At 51.8% G+C, this 19,315-nt stretch carries 17 protein-coding genes and 2 tRNA genes; 5 read left to right on the top strand and 14 right to left on the bottom strand.

Annotated features, from left to right (window positions below; genetic code table 11):
- Positions 1-278: 278 nt before the first annotated feature.
- Entirely contained in the window at positions 279-2,162 is a 1,884-nt protein-coding gene (locus FCL47_RS11405; protein WP_136813618.1) for a glutathionylspermidine synthase family protein, read from the top strand.
- 46 nt (positions 2,163-2,208) lie between these two features.
- Here the strand turns inward: FCL47_RS11405 and FCL47_RS11400 are convergent, their stop codons facing one another.
- The 7 genes from FCL47_RS11400 to FCL47_RS11370 form a co-directional block, all read right to left on the bottom strand.
- On the bottom strand, positions 2,209-5,352 hold the full coding sequence (locus tag FCL47_RS11400) for an NAD-glutamate dehydrogenase domain-containing protein (protein ID WP_136813617.1): 3,144 nt from the start codon (positions 5,350-5,352) through the stop codon (positions 2,209-2,211).
- Positions 5,353-5,537: 185 nt separating this feature from the next.
- Positions 5,538-6,083 carry a 2-oxoacid:acceptor oxidoreductase family protein gene (locus FCL47_RS11395; protein ID WP_136813616.1) on the bottom strand — a complete coding sequence of 182 codons (546 nt, stop codon included), beginning with the start codon at positions 6,081-6,083 and terminating at the stop codon, positions 5,538-5,540.
- Complete coding sequence (locus tag FCL47_RS11390) at positions 6,080-6,889, bottom strand: 2-oxoacid:ferredoxin oxidoreductase subunit beta (protein ID WP_136813615.1); 810 nt, start codon at positions 6,887-6,889, stop codon at positions 6,080-6,082. Before FCL47_RS11390 ends, FCL47_RS11395 begins: the two co-directional genes overlap by 4 nt.
- Position 6,890: 1 nt before the next feature.
- On the bottom strand, positions 6,891-8,039 hold the full coding sequence (locus FCL47_RS11385; protein ID WP_136813614.1) for a 2-oxoacid:acceptor oxidoreductase subunit alpha: 1,149 nt from the start codon (positions 8,037-8,039) through the stop codon (positions 6,891-6,893).
- Positions 8,032-8,253: a ferredoxin family protein gene (locus FCL47_RS11380; RefSeq protein ID WP_136813613.1), complete on the bottom strand. Its 222-nt coding sequence runs from the start codon at positions 8,251-8,253 to the stop codon at positions 8,032-8,034. Before FCL47_RS11380 ends, FCL47_RS11385 begins: the two co-directional genes overlap by 8 nt.
- A 111-nt stretch (positions 8,254-8,364) precedes the next feature.
- Positions 8,365-10,005 (bottom strand): L-glutamate gamma-semialdehyde dehydrogenase, encoded by a 1,641-nt coding sequence (gene pruA / locus FCL47_RS11375; RefSeq protein ID WP_136813612.1) that lies wholly within the window; start codon positions 10,003-10,005, stop codon positions 8,365-8,367.
- Between the two features lie 17 nt (positions 10,006-10,022).
- Complete coding sequence (locus FCL47_RS11370; protein WP_136813611.1) at positions 10,023-10,934, bottom strand: proline dehydrogenase family protein; 912 nt, start codon at positions 10,932-10,934, stop codon at positions 10,023-10,025.
- Positions 10,935-11,151: 217 nt separating this feature from the next.
- Between FCL47_RS11370 and FCL47_RS11365 the strand changes: the two genes are divergently transcribed.
- Positions 11,152-11,811, top strand: coding sequence for a GntR family transcriptional regulator (locus tag FCL47_RS11365; protein ID WP_167496466.1), 660 nt, complete (start codon positions 11,152-11,154; stop codon positions 11,809-11,811).
- Here FCL47_RS11365 and FCL47_RS11360 read toward each other — a convergent pair.
- The 7 genes from FCL47_RS11360 to rdgC all read right to left on the bottom strand — a co-directional run bounded on the left by FCL47_RS11360 (position 11,806) and on the right by rdgC (position 17,775).
- The gene (locus FCL47_RS11360; protein ID WP_136813609.1) at positions 11,806-12,414 is read right to left on the bottom strand and encodes an NTP transferase domain-containing protein; all 609 of its coding nucleotides are present in this window, start codon (positions 12,412-12,414) and stop codon (positions 11,806-11,808) included. The two genes, FCL47_RS11365 and FCL47_RS11360, sit on opposite strands and share 6 nt — an antisense overlap.
- Positions 12,407-13,126 (bottom strand): selenium cofactor biosynthesis protein YqeC, encoded by a 720-nt coding sequence (gene yqeC / locus FCL47_RS11355; protein ID WP_136813608.1) that lies wholly within the window; start codon positions 13,124-13,126, stop codon positions 12,407-12,409. The genes FCL47_RS11360 and yqeC overlap by 8 nt, the downstream gene beginning before the upstream one ends.
- A 14-nt stretch (positions 13,127-13,140) precedes the next feature.
- Complete coding sequence (gene hemW / locus FCL47_RS11350; protein ID WP_136813607.1) at positions 13,141-14,277, bottom strand: radical SAM family heme chaperone HemW; 1,137 nt, start codon at positions 14,275-14,277, stop codon at positions 13,141-13,143.
- Positions 14,274-15,011 (bottom strand): DNA repair protein RadC, encoded by a 738-nt coding sequence (radC, locus tag FCL47_RS11345; protein ID WP_136813606.1) that lies wholly within the window; start codon positions 15,009-15,011, stop codon positions 14,274-14,276. Before radC ends, hemW begins: the two co-directional genes overlap by 4 nt.
- Positions 15,012-15,025: 14 nt before the next feature.
- Positions 15,026-16,450 (bottom strand): Asp-tRNA(Asn)/Glu-tRNA(Gln) amidotransferase subunit GatB, encoded by a 1,425-nt coding sequence (gatB, locus tag FCL47_RS11340; protein WP_136813605.1) that lies wholly within the window; start codon positions 16,448-16,450, stop codon positions 15,026-15,028.
- Positions 16,451-16,470: 20 nt separating this feature from the next.
- A complete protein-coding gene (locus tag FCL47_RS11335) occupies positions 16,471-17,037 on the bottom strand; it encodes a hypothetical protein (protein ID WP_136813660.1) in 567 nt (188 codons plus the stop codon).
- A gap of 132 nt (positions 17,038-17,169) precedes the next feature.
- Positions 17,170-17,775, bottom strand: coding sequence for a recombination-associated protein RdgC (rdgC, locus tag FCL47_RS11330; protein ID WP_136813604.1), 606 nt, complete (start codon positions 17,773-17,775; stop codon positions 17,170-17,172).
- Positions 17,776-18,079: 304 nt separating this feature from the next.
- Between rdgC and FCL47_RS11325 the strand changes: the two genes are divergently transcribed.
- The 3 genes from FCL47_RS11325 to FCL47_RS11315 all read left to right on the top strand — a co-directional run bounded on the left by FCL47_RS11325 (position 18,080) and on the right by FCL47_RS11315 (position 19,185).
- Positions 18,080-18,155, top strand: a tRNA-Lys gene (locus FCL47_RS11325).
- Between the two features lie 9 nt (positions 18,156-18,164).
- Positions 18,165-18,242, top strand: a tRNA-Glu gene (locus tag FCL47_RS11320).
- A gap of 511 nt (positions 18,243-18,753) precedes the next feature.
- Positions 18,754-19,185: a PilZ domain-containing protein gene (locus FCL47_RS11315; protein ID WP_136813603.1), complete on the top strand. Its 432-nt coding sequence runs from the start codon at positions 18,754-18,756 to the stop codon at positions 19,183-19,185.
- The last annotated feature ends 130 nt before the right edge of the window (positions 19,186-19,315 follow it).

Genomic DNA, 19,315 nt, shown 5'->3' with positions numbered 1-19,315 from the left:
AGCCGGCGCACTTTTTTATGTGCGCCGGCTTGCTGCCCGAGCCCGCATGAAACAGGTCCCGCTCCGACCTGGGGATACACTCCAATCAACTTTGATTCCTGCACATACTCTTTCTATTTCCATTCTGCATCTAATTGAGCAAAGACCAACAGAAAAGCTCTGGAAAAAACCCAAAAAAAAAGATAGGTTGCGATGAATGTCCGGGAAGCGGCAGAAAAATATTACGGACCGAACAGACCATCCTGACGAAAGGACAACCCCTACCTTACTCTCTTGATATGAACGCAACAAAATTTGGAACGGTGCTTGGCAAAGCGCCAGGTGATGTGCCGGTTTATTCATCTGATTATGACACGGCCGATAAAAAAGAATTTCCCAATCGCAAGGCGTACCGATCCTTTGTCGATGGCATCTTTATGGGGTACAAATGGCAATGTGTCGAATTCGTCAGGCGCTGGCTGTATATTAACCGGCAGTGTACCTTTGACGATGTTTCCATGGCCTATGACATCTTCCGCCTTCGCAATATCAAAAAACATAGCGATGACAGCCTGCTTCCCCTGCATTCCTTCAAAAATGGCGGGCCGCGGCGGCCTGAGCCGGGATGTCTTCTCATCTGGGAAGCGGCCGGCGAATTTGCCGTCACCGGTCATGTTGCCATTGTGACAGAGGTGGATGATGCGTACATTCGCATTGCTGAGCAGAACGCTGACAACATCGTCTGGCCTGAAGGACAGACCTTTTCACGGCAGCTGCAGACCAGGATCACCGAAGACGGGGGATACTGGATTGAACCGGACCATGAAAACACCTCTATTCTCGGCTGGGTAATTCAGACCGATGATGACCGATTTGCTGAAGAAATTACCGACCTCGACCCGGAGATATTTCCACCAGTTATCGATGAAGTGGACGATACGGGACAGGGTGATTCGCCCTGGATCGACACCAGTAATCCGGCCGGCGCAGCCTATGTGGCATGCTCCGGTCATAAGCTGACCGGTGATCCGGATAACGCCCGTAAATACTTCTGTCTTTCTGAAACGGCTTTTTCAGAATTGAGCCGGGCAACAAACGAACTGCATCATCTTTTCATGCGGGCCACCGAATATGTCCTGCAGGATGATACATTACTGCAACACTTCCGTCTTCCTCCGGCTCTCTGGCCGAAAATTCGCAGTTCCTGGAATAATCGAAAAAACTCCATGATCACCGGCCGATTCGATTTCAGTCTCTCCGAAAAAGGTCTCAAAACGTACGAATACAATGCCGATTCGGCTTCCTGTTACCTTGAAGCTGCACGTTTGCAGACAGAATGGGCCGTACATTACGGCTGCACGGCAGGACACAGTCCCGGTGAGAAACTTTATGGCTGTCTGGTTCAGGCATGGAAGGCCAGGAAAATTCAGGATATTCTGCACATCATGCAGGATGAAGACGACGAGGAGACCTACCATGCCCTTTTCATGAAGTCCGCAATGGAAGAGGCAGGAATCACCGTAAAGATATTGCATGGACTGTCGAATCTTCACTGGAGCAACGGGATTATTGTCGACTCAGAAGACATCCCGATAAAACGGGTGTGGAAGACGTGGGCCTGGGAAACGGTCCTTGATCAGGTGAGAAAGGAGATGGAGGAGCACGATGTAGCTGATATACGTTTTAATTCAACGTCCTCGCCCCGGCTTGTCGATGTTTTATTGCGGCCCGATGTTATGGTTCACGAACCCCTCTGGACGCTTATTCCAAGCAACAAGGCCATCCTGCCCGTCATGTGGATGCTCTTTCCAGATCACCCTTATCTGCTCAACTCGCAATTCGAACTGACGGATGAACTGCGCCAAAGCGGATACGTGGAAAAACCGATTGTCGGCCGTGCCGGGGAAAATATTGTCATAACCGAGACGGATGATATTATTGGCAGAACAGAGGGACGCTTTGGCAGCCGTCAACGGATTTATCAGAGTTTATGCCGTCTGCCGCAGGTGGACCGGATGAATGTTCAGGTATGTTCCTTCGCCGTTGCGGGCGCCTTTGCCGGAGCCTGCGTACGGGTTGATCCCTCTCTGGTAATCCGGGGGGCTAGTGATCTGATGCCGCTGCGCATCATCGGAGATGATGCATATCGACAGATGAAGAAAGGCCAGGATGACGGCCGTTAGGCCGTCATCCTGATATGCCGGATTCGGTGCTGGTGATCACTGACGATCAATCAGCAAATATTTTATGCAGTGCAGGCAGCAACTCGGCCTCGATCTCCCCAAGATACTCCTCCCAGCGCTCTCCAAAGCGGTAAAAGGCCATTGACGCCAGTTTCTTGGTGATAATGGCATCCCTGTAGGACTGGAGCTGCTCCGTGTTCAGGATGTCCATAATATGCTGCGCTCCGAGTTTTTCGCACAGCACTGAGGGGATGTAGTGAACCATAACCTTCCAGACCAGTTTGCTGTCGGCAAGGATTTCGACAAGACGTAGTTCCAGTTCATCCTGGAGGGCAAAGATCTGCTCGCTGGTGAATTCCGACAGTTCAAAGAGCGGAACGGACGGATCGGCATCGTACAGGCGCAGCAGCAACCCGGTTTCCATACGGCCATAACGATCGACCATATGGAGAACATCCTTGGTCAGTGCCCAGCGTGTTGCGCTGTCGTTGAGCAGTTTATCCTCGTAATCTTCCTGGAGCAGAAAGCCGGTGAGCACTTCCGCAATCGAGCTGCTGAAAACACCGCCTTTATTGGCGGTGGAATCCTTTATCTGTTTAATGTTCGTCTGGGTGGCGATATACCGTCTGGCCGCATCGTCAAAAAAGACGTTTGCCCCCTCGACAATGAACTGCAGTTCGCCAAAGAGCTCGAGGAACCGGCGAATATTCCCTTGATTGATCGTATCCTTGAAGCCGCCACAGGGGATAAAGGCCCGGATATTCGCCTCGCTGATATATTTGCGATGCGCCGGATTACTGAGAAAATTACGGTGGAACAGGGCGCCGTCTTCAACAATGGTGCCATCCGGCAAGGTGACGTTACGGGCCTCTATCGGCACCATAAAGCCGTTTTTACTCAATTTGTCCACAGGGAACTGCAATGAATTGGCTCTAGGTGAAGAGTTGCGCATAAAGGCCAGTTTCATCAATTCTTTTTTATCAAGTCCCTGCGGATCAAAGAGAATCGAACCACCGTCAACGATCAGACAGATCTTTCCTTTATAACATTGAATCTGGTTTGCACCGAGGTCGCCGTCCGGACCGCCGGTAATCATCAGATTCAACTCTTCTTCCTTTGCCTTGTAGTGGTCAATCAGCGTTCTGAAAGATCCCATGATGGAAGTAGTCGTCATTCCCGAAACGGCTATGCTTTCACCGACTTCAGCAAAGATTTTTTCCATGTCATCGGTCACGATAACCGAACGACCGTCCACCTGCAGCTCAACACCTTTGCTGCCCTTATCATAGAGGCCAAAGGTCTCGCCACTCTGCAGCAAGCCATAGGTGTCATGCGGAATGCCAAAACTCTTGCCGGTGGTGATCGTCCGCCAGTATTGGTAGCCCCTGTCCCGGGCGTGGTAGGCGACATCGTCCATCAGCGGGGCGGTGCCTTCATCCGGCCCGAAAAAGACCATCTCCGGTTTCCCGTAATAGTCGACCACAGAGCTGTCCGGCAACATCAGGTCCATAATCCCTTCGGTGTAATCATTCAGGGCTTCCTTTCTGTAGCTGGCATATTGCGGCAGGGGGACAACCACACCTTTTGAGCCGCTTTCGCAGATATCTTTATGTTTCAAGCGCTGCGCTTTAGGGCCGAGGGCGTAATTAAGCAACACGGCGTTGTCCAGCTCGCTGTCATAGTTGGAACGGGACACGCGGATCAGCCGCAGTCCGCCGCGTGCGACATCCGCCGCCCGCAGATGAGTGCCGCAGGAATAATGACCGTTGACAAAAAAGACGCCAAAAACGAACCTGCTGAAGACCAGGGGATCAAGAATACTGTTGTCGAAACGAAAGGCAAACGACCGTTTTTCCGGCTTATAAAAATTGGTTTTCAGAGTGCAGGTGATGATCTTGAACATGAATTTGAAAATCTCGTAGCCCAGTGGATAATCGATAAACCTGCCGGCGATTATTTTTTCAAATTCGAGCCACTTTCGCTGCAGCTCCTCGTCTGAAATGGATCTCGCCCCCCGTATCCGTTCGGGGGCAAAGCGCAGTTCAAAAAGGGCATGGAGAAATTTGATGAGATCCGGAGAACGGGTCACCGTTTCCATGATGACCGGGGCGCCGTATGTCGACTTGTTCGAACTCTGGATACGCTTGGCGAATGACTCCCGCTGATCCTTGCTGGCCAGGTTCTCGAGAATCTCCCGGTCGGTGACGTTCTCGCTCTCTTTAAAAACGAACAGGTGGGTAAAGTCGATAGCATTGCCGGCAAAAAGCATTTCCTGGAAACTTATCCGGTCATCCAGGTACAGATCTTTTATGCTACTCACAGAAAAAGAGAGATAGGAACGAAGGTCGGTGACAACGCCGTCTTCCTGTTTTCTGGTAAGCTCGCCGCTCACATACAGTGTGCAGATAGATGAAGGAACCGACGCCTGTCCGAGGTAGGGTTCCCAGTAGGCACGCACCAGGGTCAGGTCATGATCGGCAAGAATTTTGCGCAACACCGGGATTTGCGGTGACTCGAAATCGGAGTTGAACATCAACCGCGTCTCACCTGTTTCCGGCAGATTGAACACGGCAATCAGGGGAATAGTCGATTCTTCGCACTCTCTTAAGACTTTTTCGTACCGTTTCCTGGTCGGCTCCGGAGTCGCCGTGTAGTCCCCGGCCAGAGTAAACAGAAAACGGGAATCTTTAAAGGTCTCCCTGGGAAAATCGTTGACGGTTTCCGGTCGGATAATATAGGTGTAGTAGTTGCTCGCCGGACTGTAATAATACTCCCGGCGATGCCCGGAGATCAGGCCCTCAAGCACCGCTTCCATATTATCGCGGGTCTCCTCCGTGGCGATTCTGACCCTCTGGGCCACGTTTGCCTGGGTTACGTCAAAGTCGATCTGGGATACCCGGCCATACAGAATCACCTTGCCATCAACCACTTTGATGGAGGTGGCGATGGACTCCAGAAGATGCGCCAGGGCAGCTTTACGAATATTTTCAAAGAAATAGCGGGGCAGACCGATATCCTTCAGAAGGATCCCGGCGGCCATATTGATGCAGTTTGCCGTAAGCAGACCTTCCGAGCTCAGGTCAATGACCGCCTCGTACAGGACCCGGGGATCGAGGCCGACACTCTCGGCTTTGGCAATAATATCTTCGCCTCTGGTAATCGAAGAATAGCTGGTGGGAAAAGTATCCATATCGTCTCCTGTCTTCCTTCTGCCCTAGATCTGCTTTATGAAAAAGGCTCCCTGTTGTTTGTGTCTTGCAACAGGGAGCCATGAAAACTATCTCAGGGATGGCTGGGTAAAAAGCGTGAATACCCCGCAGGCGGTGCCCTTGGGGTACAGTGAAGGAGATCGGGCTTTTTACGGTGCCATCACTATTACCAGCTGTACTGGGCGCCCAGCACCAGACCGAGATCAAAGGCCCGGTTGTTCAGATTAACAAAATCCTTGGGCACGCGGTCAGCAACCGCCGCCATAACCGACTTCGGCTTGATCACCTCGGTAATGCCGATCAGTGCCCCGAGCACACAGATATTAAAGACCACCGGCTTGCCGATTTTCTCAATGACGCTGTCATACATCGGCAGCTGGACCTGCTTGGCATCAACTTTCCGGGTGACCTGCACATAGCGGCTGTCGGTCAGGAGGATGCCACCGGGACGGATGATCGACGAATAGCTGTTATAGGCGTCCTGGGTCAAACAGACCAGGATATTGGGCTGGGTCACCTCCGGAAAATCAATCTCGCTGTCGGAAATGATTATATCGCTCCGGGTCGAACCGCCGCGGGCCGCCGCCCCATAGCTCTGGGACTGCGTGGCATTCATCCCCTCATGCATAACCGCCGCCTCGGCCAGGATAATGGCCGCCGTTATCACCCCCTGGCCGCCGGAGCCCGAGAATACCAGTCTTATTCTGCTCATGAAACCTTCTCCCTTGTTGCGTAGGCGATTATCTTGTCATACTCCGCACAGTACTCCGGTCGATCTTTTTCGACAAAGATCCCGCGGGGGACGAGGTTGGGGTTCTCTTCCAGGGCCTTGGAACCGAGTTTTGCCGTATTGGTCTTATGCAGCTCCAGCATGCTGACCGCATCGCCTTCCTTGTTCTTCCGGCCGTAATGGGTCGGACACTGCGACAGTATCTCCACCACGGAAAAACCCTTGTGCAGGATGGCTTTTTTCAGCAGTTCCGTGCTCTCCTTGGCATGATAGGCGGTGGAACGGGCGACAAAAGTAGCCCCGGCCGCCCTGGCCAGCTCAACCACATCAAAATTGGAGTCGATGGTCAGATAGGGCGCCGTCGTGGCTTTTACCCCCGGCCCGGAAAGCGGCGAAAACTGGCCGCCGGTCATACCGTAGATCCGGTTGTTCATGACGATGGCGGTGATATCGATATTGCGCCGCGCAGCATGGATGAAGTGATTGCCGCCGATGGCCAGGGCGTCGCCGTCACCCATCGGGACCAGCACATTGAGGTTCGGCCGGCTGAGCTTCACCCCGGTGGCAAAGGCTAAGGCCCGGCCATGCAGGGTATGCAGGGAGTGAAAATCGACATACCCGGAGATCCGGGCCGAACAGCCGATCCCCGAGGTCATGACGATCTCGTTCTTATTCAACTGCAGCTCTTCAACCGCCCGGATGAGCGAGTTGAGAATGGTTCCGTGCCCACAGCCGGGGCACCACATATGCGGGAAAAACCGCTCGCGTAAATAATCTTTAACTGCCATATTATACTCCCCTCCCCTGGATGACCCGGAGGAGTTTTTTGATATCCGACGGGGTGATAAGATGTCCGTCGATCCGGTTGGCTAAAAACACCCGATTGGGTTTTCGTACCGAGGCTTTGACCTGGGCCGTGACCTGGCCCATATTCATCTCGACCACGAGGATCGCCTTGGCATGTTCGCATTTCTCCCGGACCAGCTCCGTCGGGAAGGGCCAGATGGACTGCAGCTCCAGAACGCCGATCTTTTCTCCCTTGGCCCGCCTGCTTTTGGCCAGGTGGATGGCCGATCTGGCCGAGGAGCCGTAGGAGATCAGGACATATTCCGCCCCCTCCATAAAGTGCTCTTTGTAGCGGGTAATGGCGTGGACATTGTTTTCGATCTTGTCCACCAGGTGCTTGAGCAGTTCGTTGACCACCGATGGGTTGTTGGACGGAAAACCCCACATGTCGTGGAACAGTCCGGTTACATTATAACGGTGCTCCCCGCCGAAATCGGACATCGGCAGCCGTCCGTCTTCCCGCGGCAGGTAGGGGTGGTAATCGACCCCTTTCCCCAGCGAAGTACGCAGCCGGTCGACAATCTCCAGTTCCCCCTGTTCAGGGATGATCAGTTTTTCCCGCATATGACCAACTGCTTCGTCAAACAGCAGCACCACCGGGGTGCGGTAGGTCTCGGCCATATTGAAGGCATCGACCGTCATGGTGAATACATCCTGGTGGTTGGAAGCGGTCAGGGCGATAATCGCATGATCGCCATGGGTACCCCAGCGGGCCTGGTTGATGTCCCCCTGGCTGACATGGGTCGGGTTGCCCGTCGATGGGCCGCCGCGCTGGACGTTGGCAATCACGCAGGGAATTTCCGCCATGCAGGCATAACCGATCGCCTCCTGCTTTAACGAAAAGCCGGGACCGCTGGTCGCCGTCATGACCTTCTTGCCGGTCAGCGAGGCGCCGATAATGGCGCACATCGAGGCAATTTCGTCTTCCATCTGGATAAATTTGCCACCCTTTTCCGGCAAACGTGCAGACAGCAGTTCGGCAATCTCCGTTGACGGGGTAATCGGATAACCGGCAAAGAAATCAATGCCCGCATAGATTGCCCCTTCGACACAGGCTTCGTTGCCCTGTACAAATCGGATATTTTTACTCATCTTTGTCACCTTCCTCTGTCAACACCTCGATAGCCAGGTCCGGGCACCGCAGTTCGCACATTTTGCAGCATATGCAGTCTTCCGGCCGGACAACGGTGGCTTTATCCGCTTTGTCCAGCTCCAGAACCTTAGTCGGACAGAAACTGACGCAGATGCCGCACCCTTTGCACCAGTCCTGGTTGATTACAATTTCTTTTAGTTTCTTCTTGGCCATTACGCCCTCTTGACTGTTGATCGTACGCGAATGATCAACGTTTTGCTGTTTGCACCAACCGTATATCGGGACCCTTGTCCCTTTACCGGTCACTACTCGTTTTCCACGCGATTACTCTTCGCCCATGAAAGGATACCCAAAATCGGCAGCAGGTACAAATGTTTCTTTGATGGTGCGAGTGGAAACCCAGCGCATAAGATTGGCCTGTGAACCTGCCTTATCATTGGTCCCCGAGGCCCGGCCACCACCGAAAGGCTGCTGGCCGACGACTGCGCCGGTCGGTTTATCGTTAATATAAAAATTACCCGCCGCATGTTCAAGCATGGTTACCGCAGTGCTTACCGCCGCTCTGTCCCTGCCGAAGATAGCGCCGGTAAGGGCGTACATCGAAGATGTATTACAGAGTTCGAGGGTCTCGGTATATTTTTCATCGTCATAGACATAGATGGTCAGGACCGGCCCAAAAATCTCTTCGACCATGGTCTTAAAGTGCGGGTCAGTGGCCAGAATGACGGTAGGTTCAATGAAATACCCGACGCTGTCATCACATTTTCCGCCGATGATGATCTCACCGCCGGCATTATTTCTCGCGTACTCGATATACCCGGCTATGGAATCAAAGGCAGCTTTATCGATTACCGCCCCGCAGAAATTGCGAAAATCTGTGGGCGGCCCCATTTTGATCCTGCCGATCTGCTCCTTCAGGCCCGCCTCCACCGCCGGCCAGAGTGAACGGGGAATATAGGCGCGGCTGGCGGCAGAACATTTCTGCCCCTGGTACTCAAAACTTCCCCGGACCAGACCGGTGACCAATGGTTCTATGTCGGCACTGCTATGGGCGAACACAAAATCCTTGCCCCCGGTTTCCCCGACTATACGCGGATAGGCTTTATACCTGCTGATATTTGCGCCGACGGTCTGCCACATCTGCTGAAATACCCGGGTGGAACCGGTAAAATGAATCCCCGACAGATTGGGATCGGCCAGACATACATCGCCGACAGTGGCCCCTGAACCGGGGACAAAGTTAATGACTCCCGGCGGCAAGCCTGCCTCTTCGAGCATCTGCATGATCAGATACGGGGTGTAGACCAGGGACGATGCCGGCTTCCAGACCACCGTGTTGCCCATGAGGGCGGGCGCGGTCGGCAGATTACCGGCAATAGCGGTAAAATTAAACGGCGTCACGGCAAAGACGAAACCCTCCAGCGGCCGGTGCTGTACAAAATTCCACACCCCGGCGGAAGATTCCGGTTGTTTCTGATACACTTCCTGGGCATAGCGCACATTGAAACGGAGGAAATCAATCAGTTCGCAGGCGGCATCGATTTCTGCCTGGAAGGCGGTTTTACCCCCGGCAAGCATCGCCCCGCTGTTGATCAGGGCCCGATATTTAACGGCCAGCAGCTCGGCAACTTTAAGGAAGATGGCACAGCGCTCTTCCCAGCGGAAAGACTGCCACATCGGCTGGGCAGCGACCGCCGCATCAATTGCCTGCTGTACCTCGACCGGACCTGCTTTATGATACGTGGCCAGCACATGCTGGTGATCGTGGGGCATGACAACCTTGCCGAGATTGCCGGTTTTAATCTCTTTTCCGCCAATAATAAGAGGAATTTCCAGCTGTCTGGCCGACATCTCGGCCAGCGCCTTTTTCAGAGCCGCTTTTTCCGGGCTGCCCGGGGCATAGTTCAGAATGGGTTCATTAACCGGTTTTGGGGTATTGATAACTGCATTATTCATGAGGTTCATAATCAAGCTCCTTTTATTCATCCCTTATTAAACAAGGCCTTAATAATCACTCCGGCCATCTTCGGGTTTTCTTTCAATCTTCTGGTACTGTAGCCGAACCACTGTTTACCGAATGGCACGTAGACCCGCATCCGATGCCCTTTATCGAGGATTGATTTTCTGAGCGCCGGGGTTACCCCGTAAAGCATCTGGAATTCGTATTTGTCATTGGGAACTTTATATTTTTCGATAAGTTTATAGGCACCTTCAATCACCGGCACATCGTGGGTAGCGATAGCTGGGTACATCCCTTCCTTCAACATACATTCAACATCATCGAGGAAATGGCTATTGACTTCGTGGTATTTTTTGTAGGCGATTGATTCCGGTTCGATATAAATTCCCTTACAGACCCTGAGGTTAACCGGATGTTCCGGGCTGTTGAGATCTTTGAAACTTTCAATATCCCGGTAGGTCCTTTTTAGATAAGCCTGGACGACCAGACCAACATTGGCGGGAAATTCCTGTTTGAGTTTTCGGAAAATCTCGATCTCCATGTCGGTACAGGGAGAATCCTCCATATCAATCCTGACAAAATTATTGTACGATGCGGCCTTGGCGACAACCTCCCGGATATGCTGGTAGGCGACCTCCTTGTCCAGGAGCAGGCCGAAGAAGGTCGGTTTGAGCGAATAATTACCATCCACCCCCGCTTTTTCTGCGGCTTCGATAACCTGCAGATACTCTTCTTTATTGGTTTTGGCTTCTGCAAGAGTGGTAATGAACTCACCCAGGACGTCGATGGTGGTCTGGATACCTTCAGCGTTCAATTTCTTGGCGTTGACAATCGCTTCATCCAGCGTCTCTCCGGCGATGTACTGTTTGGAAAAAATCCACACTAATTTTTTGGGCATGTGTGGAAGGATGCCGGCAATCATTTTATTAAACATAACAGTCCTGATTAGAAAAAAATTTTTATATATTTCCGCTACCCAATAAAAGTACCTGTAGTATTGAACTGAAAAATTGTATACAATATATGCACACAAAATATTTGTACGGTATTCAGCATATATGTGTCAACAATTTTTGTGTTTAGCAAAAAAATAGTTTATTTTTGCTTCTTTGATCCAAATGAAACGGAGCAGGACAGAAATGGGAAAGATAATGAAGATTAATTCTGAAGACGCTGTTTACAGGAAACTGAAAACGGCAATACGCAAGCGATATATCAGACAGGGCAGTCAGCTGGTTGAAATTGCCCTGGCCCAGCAATTAGGCGTCAGCCGCACCCCGGTGCGCAGTGCCATCAAAAGACTGGAAGCTGAAGGATTGGTCAACAGTATTCCCAATCGAGGGGCCTTTGTCATTACCCCGACCCAGAGAGAAATAAAGGAAACCTTTCTGGTCCGCGCCCAGCTGGAAATGATGGCAATCCGGCTGACCATTTCCAGTATCACCGAACAACAGATCAAAGAAATTCGCGACCTCATAGAGGCTGAAACAGCAGTCTTCGATAAAAACAATCTGGACGAGTATTTTGCCATAAATGACTCGCTGCATATGAAAATTGCCGAATTTTCCGGCAACCGGGTCCTCTCTTCCTATATCCACGAACTTCTTGACCGGACAAGGATCTTTCTCATCCTCTACGATCCTTTCTACAAGATTGAATATTGTCCGACCAAAGAGCATGAGACCATTGTCGACGCCATTGCCGACCGCGATATCGACCGGGCCTGCGCTGCGGTGCAGGAACATATCAACAGTGCTATCAACGGACTTGAATCGGCCGGACAGCTGCCTGAAGACTATTTGTCTCTATAGTTTTTCCTGAAAACGACCAGACCATTGGGTCACGAGCTGCCGGTACCTCTCGGGGGTGTCGACATCAAAGAATTCCTCACGAGCGGTAAAAGGTACCGGACAGACCCGCCCGGGCTCCTTGACAATCAGCTGCCGTCCTCCTGCGTCGCCGTGCAGCTGGGAAAATTCACTGCGGCAGGCGGCCGGGAAAATCACCGGATTTGCCCGTCGGCCAGCCACCTCGGGGACTATAATTTTTTTACCGCCCTGCCGGTAAAACAGCGCAACCAGGGTCTGAATAGTACGACCGGTCAGAAGCGGCTGATCGGCCACGGCAAACATTATGCCGTCTTCTGCGGTGCTCATGGCAAGTCCCAGCTGAATAGAGTGGCTTTTACCGGCTTCAGGATCTTCGTTCTGGCAGAGTACTACCGGATAGTTGCCGGCAATTGCCGCCACCTCGCGATCACTGTATACAAAAATCACTTTTTGAAATAAAGCGTAGGGAAAGCGGGACAAAAAATGACCGACCACCGTTGATTCACCAAGCGGCAGGAGCAGCTTATTGCCCCCCATCCGCCGGGACAGACCGGATGCCATGATGATCGTATCGAGCCTACCCATAGAGAGTTCCCCGGTGCACACTGCCGGCGACAATTTTCAGATCGGGCAGCAGGCCCCGCAGGTGATCGACATTACGGCGGTCCATGACCGACTCCACCTTGTTAATGAAAAGGACTCTCTCACCCCGCGCATGAAAAAACAGCCCCATCCGGTGGGCAACCATTCGATACAGATGATCAACGGTCAGCTGCTCGCCATCAATCCCCCCGGTCAGCCCGGAAAAAATTTCCAGGCGGTGCACCAGCGATGCACAGATGATCCTGCCGATAGTCCCTATGTCGACAATGCCAACGGTCCTGGTGGTAAAGTCGGGGATGACCGGTTCTGTTGCTTTCCAGCCTTTGAGCGGTTTTTGGGCGGCACCATCAGCTTCGACGAGTACCAGGTCAAACAGTTTTCGCTGCTCTGCAAGCAGTTCCATACCCACCCCGCTCATTTTACCGGCGACAGGACCCGGCAGCCCGCCGACACAGATTCCGGGCCCGGGCACAGGACCTGCAGCAAACAGTTTCCCGCTCAGGTCAAGGGCGTCATACTGCCCGGTATCCGGGATAAACATTTTCGTCGTGGTGGTTACCAGGACTTTCAAGCCCAGCTCTCTGGCTTCTCGCGCCAGATGAAACATAAGCGAGGTTTTCCCGCCAGCCCCGACACAACACACCACATCCCCGGTTGCAATGGTAAGAGCCTGAATAAAAGAGTCCCTTTTCATTTATACCCCGGCAATCAGACCAGCTTGGCCATGATCTGATTGGCGATTGGCCATCCCTTTGCCGTGATGCGGAGGTGGGTTGCGGTTAATTCGACAAAGCCCGGATCGAGCAGCTTTTTCAGGATGACGCCATAATACTCGCTGATTTCCATGCCGTATCGTGCGTATAGAGTGGACCGCGAGACCCCCTGCACCATGCGCAGCCCCATGATCACCGTTTCGCGAAAGGATTCTTCCCGGGCAAGATGTTCGGTTTCCACCACAACCGATTCCTGCCGGTTTATCCGGCGGATATACTCCCCGGGATCGGCAATGCGCCGCTCCCGAACTCCACGCCGGCAGCTCACCGCGGCAGCTCCGGCTGCCAGGTAATCGTCATTCAGCCAATAGTTGACATTATGCCGGCACTGGTATCCTTCTGCTGCATAATTTGAGGTTTCATAGAGACGAAGTCCGGCCGCACTGCACAGTTCAGCGGTGATGTCATCCATCGCCACTATGTCATCTTCTGCCGGGAGACTGATGGTGTGGTTTTGCATAAAAACATCAAACCGGGTGTCCGGTTCAATGGTCAATTGATATAAAGACAGATGCTGCGGGTTAAAGGAGAGAGCCTTTGCCAGGGAATTTCGCCAGGAGGCAGGGGTCTGGCCGGGCAATCCGAACATCAGATCAAGACTTATATTGGTACAGCCGGCGACCCGGGCGGCCTCGATTGCCGAGCAGGCCTCCTGCCTGTTATGGATTCGTCCGATCAATGCAAGCTCGGGGTCCTCAAACGACTGCACGCCAAGCGAGAGCCGGTTTACTCCGGCAGCAAGCAGTGTTTCGAAATACCTTCTCTCGACTGTGCCGGGATTGGCTTCCACACTGATTTCCGCACCGGGTACAGCGCCAAAAAGATCAAGCGAGGAGCGGATCACTCTTTGCAATAATTCAACCGGCAGGCAGGTGGGTGTTCCCCCGCCGAGAAACAGAGTATCCAGTCCCTCTGTTGCTGTTGCGCCATGCTGTTCGGCAAGCCGGGTCAGTTCCATGATCAGGGCGTCAACATACGGACCATACAGTGCCTCGCCACCAGCACAGGAGCTGAAGGAACAATAGTGGCACTTGCTGCGGCAAAACGGAATATGCAGATACAGCGCAGTCATGAGCGGTCAAAGGTGTCCATGGCGGTCTGGCACTCCACCCTGACCGAATCCATCAGCCCGTTGTCGGCAAAACTATACGATCCGTCGCCGATAATCAGATGATCCAGCAACTGCAGCTGCATATACCGGCAGAGCAGGGCAAGGGTTTTGGTCAGTTTGATATCCTGGGTGGACGGCTGCAGACTGCCAGACGGATGATTATGGGCGATAATCAGGGCCGCAGCATGAAACTCCAGGGCCCGTTTGATGATCTCCCTGGGATAAACGGTATTGACATTCAGGGTGCCTTCGGCGACGATCTCCGAATCAATTATGGCATGGGAGGAGTCAAGAAAGATGACGGTGAAAACTTCTTTTTTCAGGCCGCGCATCGAATGAATCAGATACTCGGCCACTTCCCGGGAAGAATGGAGATAACGCTTGCCGTGCAGCCGTTCTTTGAGATAATAGCTGGCCACCGCATGGATAAAATGAATGGCAAAGCCGTTCTTCGGCCCGATTCCCTTGACCTCCTGCAGCGAGGCAACCGGGGCCTCAAAGACCTTGGCAAAAGAGCCGTATTTTTGCAGCAGCAGGCGGGCCGGTTCCTTGCAGTCGGTTCGCGGCGTGCCGAAAGATAACAGCAGTTCCAGAATTTCCGCATCGCTGAACCCGTCAAGACCTCTGGCCAGAAACCGATCCCGTAGTCGAGCGCGATGGCCTTCTCCTTTTTTCTGCCAGAGTTCCTTATCCACTACCTAAGCCTTCTTTAGCCGCCAAGCTCTTTGGAAAAGAGTTCATTGGCCAGTTGCGGATTGGCCTGCCCCTTGGTTTTCTGCATCAGCTGGCCGACAAAAAAGCCCATTAATTTGCTTTTTCCGGCGCGATAATCCTCCGCCTGCGCCGGGTTGGCGGCGACAATCTCCTTGACCAGCGCCAGGAGTTCTCCCACATCGGATACCTGGGCCAGGTTTTTCTCCTGGACAATCGTTGCCGGGTCATCTCCGCTGGCCATCATGTCAGTAAAAACCGTCTTGGCAATTTTGCCGCTGATGGTGTTTTTCTCCACCATGGTCAGCAGGGCGGCCAGCTGCGACGGACTGACCCTGCAGGAAGATATTGCGTCCCCTTTCAGCTCCCGCATCAGCTCCGTCATGATCCAGTTGGAGGCTTTTTTGGCCTGCGCCCCGCCTTTCACGGTTTGCTCAAAATATTCGGCCACTTCCCGATCAGCGGTCAAGAGGACGGCATCGTACTCCGGCAGGTCGTACTGGTCAATAAAGCGCGCTTTTCGCTGATCGGGCAGTTCCGGCAGCAAGTGACGGACTTCGTCAATCCACTCCTCGCTGATCTCAACCGGTACCAGGTCCGGGCAGGGAAAATAGCGGTAATCATGGGCATCTTCTTTCCCCCGCATCGATTCCGAACAGTTTTTGTCGGGGTTCCAAAGCAGCGTCTCCTGGACGATGGTGCCGCCGTCAAGCAGAATATCCCTCTGCCGGCGAACTTCAAATTCCAGCGCACTCTGAACATTGCGAAACGAGTTCATGTTTTTAAGTTCGGTCCGGGTACCCAGCTCGTCCTGACCAACCGGCCGCAGGGAAATATTGGCATCACAGCGAAAGCTCCCCTCCTGCATATTACCGTCACAGATATCCAGATAGCGAAGAATGGCATGAATTTTTTTCAGGTAGGCAGCGGCTTCGGCAGGACTTCGAATATCCGGTTCCGAAACGATTTCCAGCAGCGGGGTGCCGGTCCGGTTCAGATCGACATGGGAGACCGGTTCGACCTCGTCGTGGATCAGTTTCCCCGCATCCTCTTCCATATGGGCACGGGTTATGCCGATGGGTCTTGTCTGCCCGTCCACCTCTATTTCAATCTCACCGCGGCCAATTATCGGCAGATCAAACTGTGACGTCTGATAACCTTTGGGCAGGTCCGGATAAAAATAATTTTTCCGGGCAAACTGGCTGAAACGGTTGATTTTTGCATTGGTAGCCAGCCCGAATTTTATGGCGAACTCAACGACCTTTTTATTGAGCACCGGCAAAACCCCGGGCATGCCCAGGCAGATGGGACAGGTGTTGCTGTTCGGCGGCGCACCAAATTTCGTCGAACACCCACAAAAAATCTTCGTTGCTGTTTTCAGCTGGGCATGAATTTCCAGCCCGATTACTGTTTCAAACTCCATGGCGTCCCTGAATGTTCAGTTTACGTTAATTGTTCTTCCCCATCGATCACAGTTGATTTTGCCACCCAGGCCCTGATTTTCTGCAACTCATCACGCCACTCCGCACCCAGGCGAACATTGAGAAACATTTTAAACAGCCCGTTGACCAGCTTGACAAGCTCTTCAAAGAGATAGATACGCTCCAGGGTCATCCCTTCAATTTCTTCCGGGTTGTCACTGTTATCCTGTTCTGTCGTTTCTGTTTTGGGCAGGCGTACAGCCCTGAATTCCATCAGGGCTGCCGCCAGGGTAAAGCTGTATTCATAGTCATTATGGCCGATAACGATCCGGGCCTGTTCAAGTTTTTTGCCCATCCGCAGGCCGGTTCGAGCCTCCTGCAGTTCAGCCTGCAGGCCGGTACAGACTATTTTTTCCGTCGACTCCCCTTCCCCGGATTCAAGCAGCATATGTTTTTCAAAAACGACGGTTATATCCCCTTCTCCCGGAAGCAGAACACTGCCCCCGCGTTCTTCACTTTTATACCAGAGCCAGGTCAGAAACTCCTGTCCCAGAAATCGTTTTTCAACAATCAGATCGACTAAATCCATCACGTTCTTATCACCTGTTAAATTACTGGTGGCTCAATTAAAAACTTCATGTCCGCCCGCAGGAAGATCCTTTGAGAGGCAAAGTGTCCCTGAAGTACAGGGCACGTACAATGCAGAAGTTTTATTGCACACTTAGACAAAGATTTCAGGAGATATCCTCTCCAAAACCGCCAACTGCTCTGCATCGATCAAATGCTCTGCCGTTGTGTAGGGTATCTGCTGCCGAATGAGCAGGCCAAAACTCTCTTTAAAGAAATCCTCGAGGACGGCGTGCACTTTTTTATTCGTTGAAAAAAACAGCAGGGTCATATCGCTCAGACTCCAGCAGAGCTCAAAAATTGACGGTATCGGTATCGCTTTACGCATAAGGTCGACACTGACTCGTTCTTTCACTTCAACCTTCATAGCCCTGCTCAATTTCGGCAACTGCCGTTCCAGACGCACCCTCTCCTCTTCCTTCTGGATGACCTTTTTCAGGATTGCCGGAGAAACCTTCCTCTCGTCAATGCGCAGGGTCAGGGTAATATAATCCCCGGCGGCGTAGGAGGCATACTTAAACTGAGAATCGAACATATTCAAAATAGAAACCCAGCCTATGGAGTATTCATCATAGCTGTCATCGATATCCTGAAAGGAAAAAGCCATTATCCTCTCGGCGATAAAATCCAAGGTGTTTTCCGGCAACTCGCCCAGCACGGAAAAACGCACAAAACTTGCTGAACCTTTCAATAAACCCATATAAAACCGATTGGTAGAGATTGGTGTACATTATATAAACTGCAGAAAGGCAGATGCCCGCTGCGGTTATTCTGTTCGTCAACACAAGCAACAGGAACACAGCAGCTGCCTGTTGAAATTGAATACTGCTCTCTCATATAGCATTCCCAGCGCAGGGTCTCAACTTTTTTATACTGTTGCCTGCAGGCAATGCAGCAAATGGCCGACAGACCTTGACCATTTCGGTTCCAGATGATAAAAGATCAAAGGGAGCAAAAAACATGTTGACACATTATTGCCGACCATGTATAAACACTTCCTCCACGGGTCGTTAACTCAGCCGGTAGAGTATCTGACTTTTAATCAGAGAGTCGCGCGTTCGAATCGCGCACGACCCACCAAAGAATTTTGTCCCCATCGTCTAGTCAGGTCCAGGACATCGGCCTTTCACGCCGACAACACCGGTTCAAATCCGGTTGGGGACGCCATATAAAAACAGGCACTTAGCGATCTTCGTTAAGTGCCTGTTTTTCGTTGATGGGCCCTCTCTTCAAACTACCTTCCAAATCGGGGAGCGCTTCAAGCCCTGCCAGATTTTCCTGCCTATTTCATATTGTGAATATATCTTGGTGTTGTGGTCAGGTGTCTGTGCCGCAAATGATTCTGTGTCTTCACCGGTGGCACGTTTTCCGCTGCTGGAATCGATGCACAGAGATGGCGATAGTCCTCAACCAACCATGTAAGTCATACTCTTACTTTCCTTAAATATATATAGTATCGTATAGTATCGAATCGGGCGTTCGAGTTGAACTCGCTGGAGCTCGCCACTCAACTCAAACGCACTCCTTATTAACCAAAAACATCTCAGCCCCTTTTCGAAGGATTATCTGACATAATTTGTTTTGATCATCTGAATACATTGCCTTTCGTTGAAGTAAACACTTTCAGCAAGAGACCGCAGGATTCAGAGGTACCGAGCGATTTTACTATAAGGGGATTATGAAATATAAACGACTACATATCAGGGTACCTGTCATTGGGGGCGTATCCCTGGAAAGTGAATTAGGCGTTGTTATTAAGGCAAGTGCTCTGGATATCAGTGAAAATGGGATAGGCATAAATGATTTTTCAAATCGTCTGGAAAACACCGAATACAAAATCCAGGTGACAACAATTTCTCATGGAGAAATGCACTTTTCAGGAACTCTTGTTCATACCTACAAAAATTCGGCGGGATTTAAGATTACCAACATCGATCCATCAAATCTCAAAATTTTAAAAAATATTATCAGTGCGTTTCAAGCTACCGAGGAATTTATCAAGCACATTGACAAGCGCGATATTATGAGAGATTGGATTAAAGACAAAGATGGCAACGAAATAGATGTATCCTTTGAAGTGTCACCTGCACAAGATGACACTACAGTTTAGATCTACGCTATAAAGTACCCCGCCTGCGAAGCAGAAGGCGGGGGGACAAGGGGAATACTGACAGTATTGGCGACTGTTTTAATGGGCCAATCAATGGGCCTGTTTTTTTGTATCGTCCTTCTTGCCTCTT

This window comes from Desulfopila sp. IMCC35006 (assembly GCF_005116645.1).
Classification (GTDB): Bacteria; Desulfobacterota; Desulfobulbia; order Desulfobulbales; family Desulfocapsaceae; genus Desulforhopalus_A.
The sequence above is the reverse complement of the archived record's forward strand: the minus strand, read 5'-3'. Positions and strand labels throughout refer to the sequence as shown.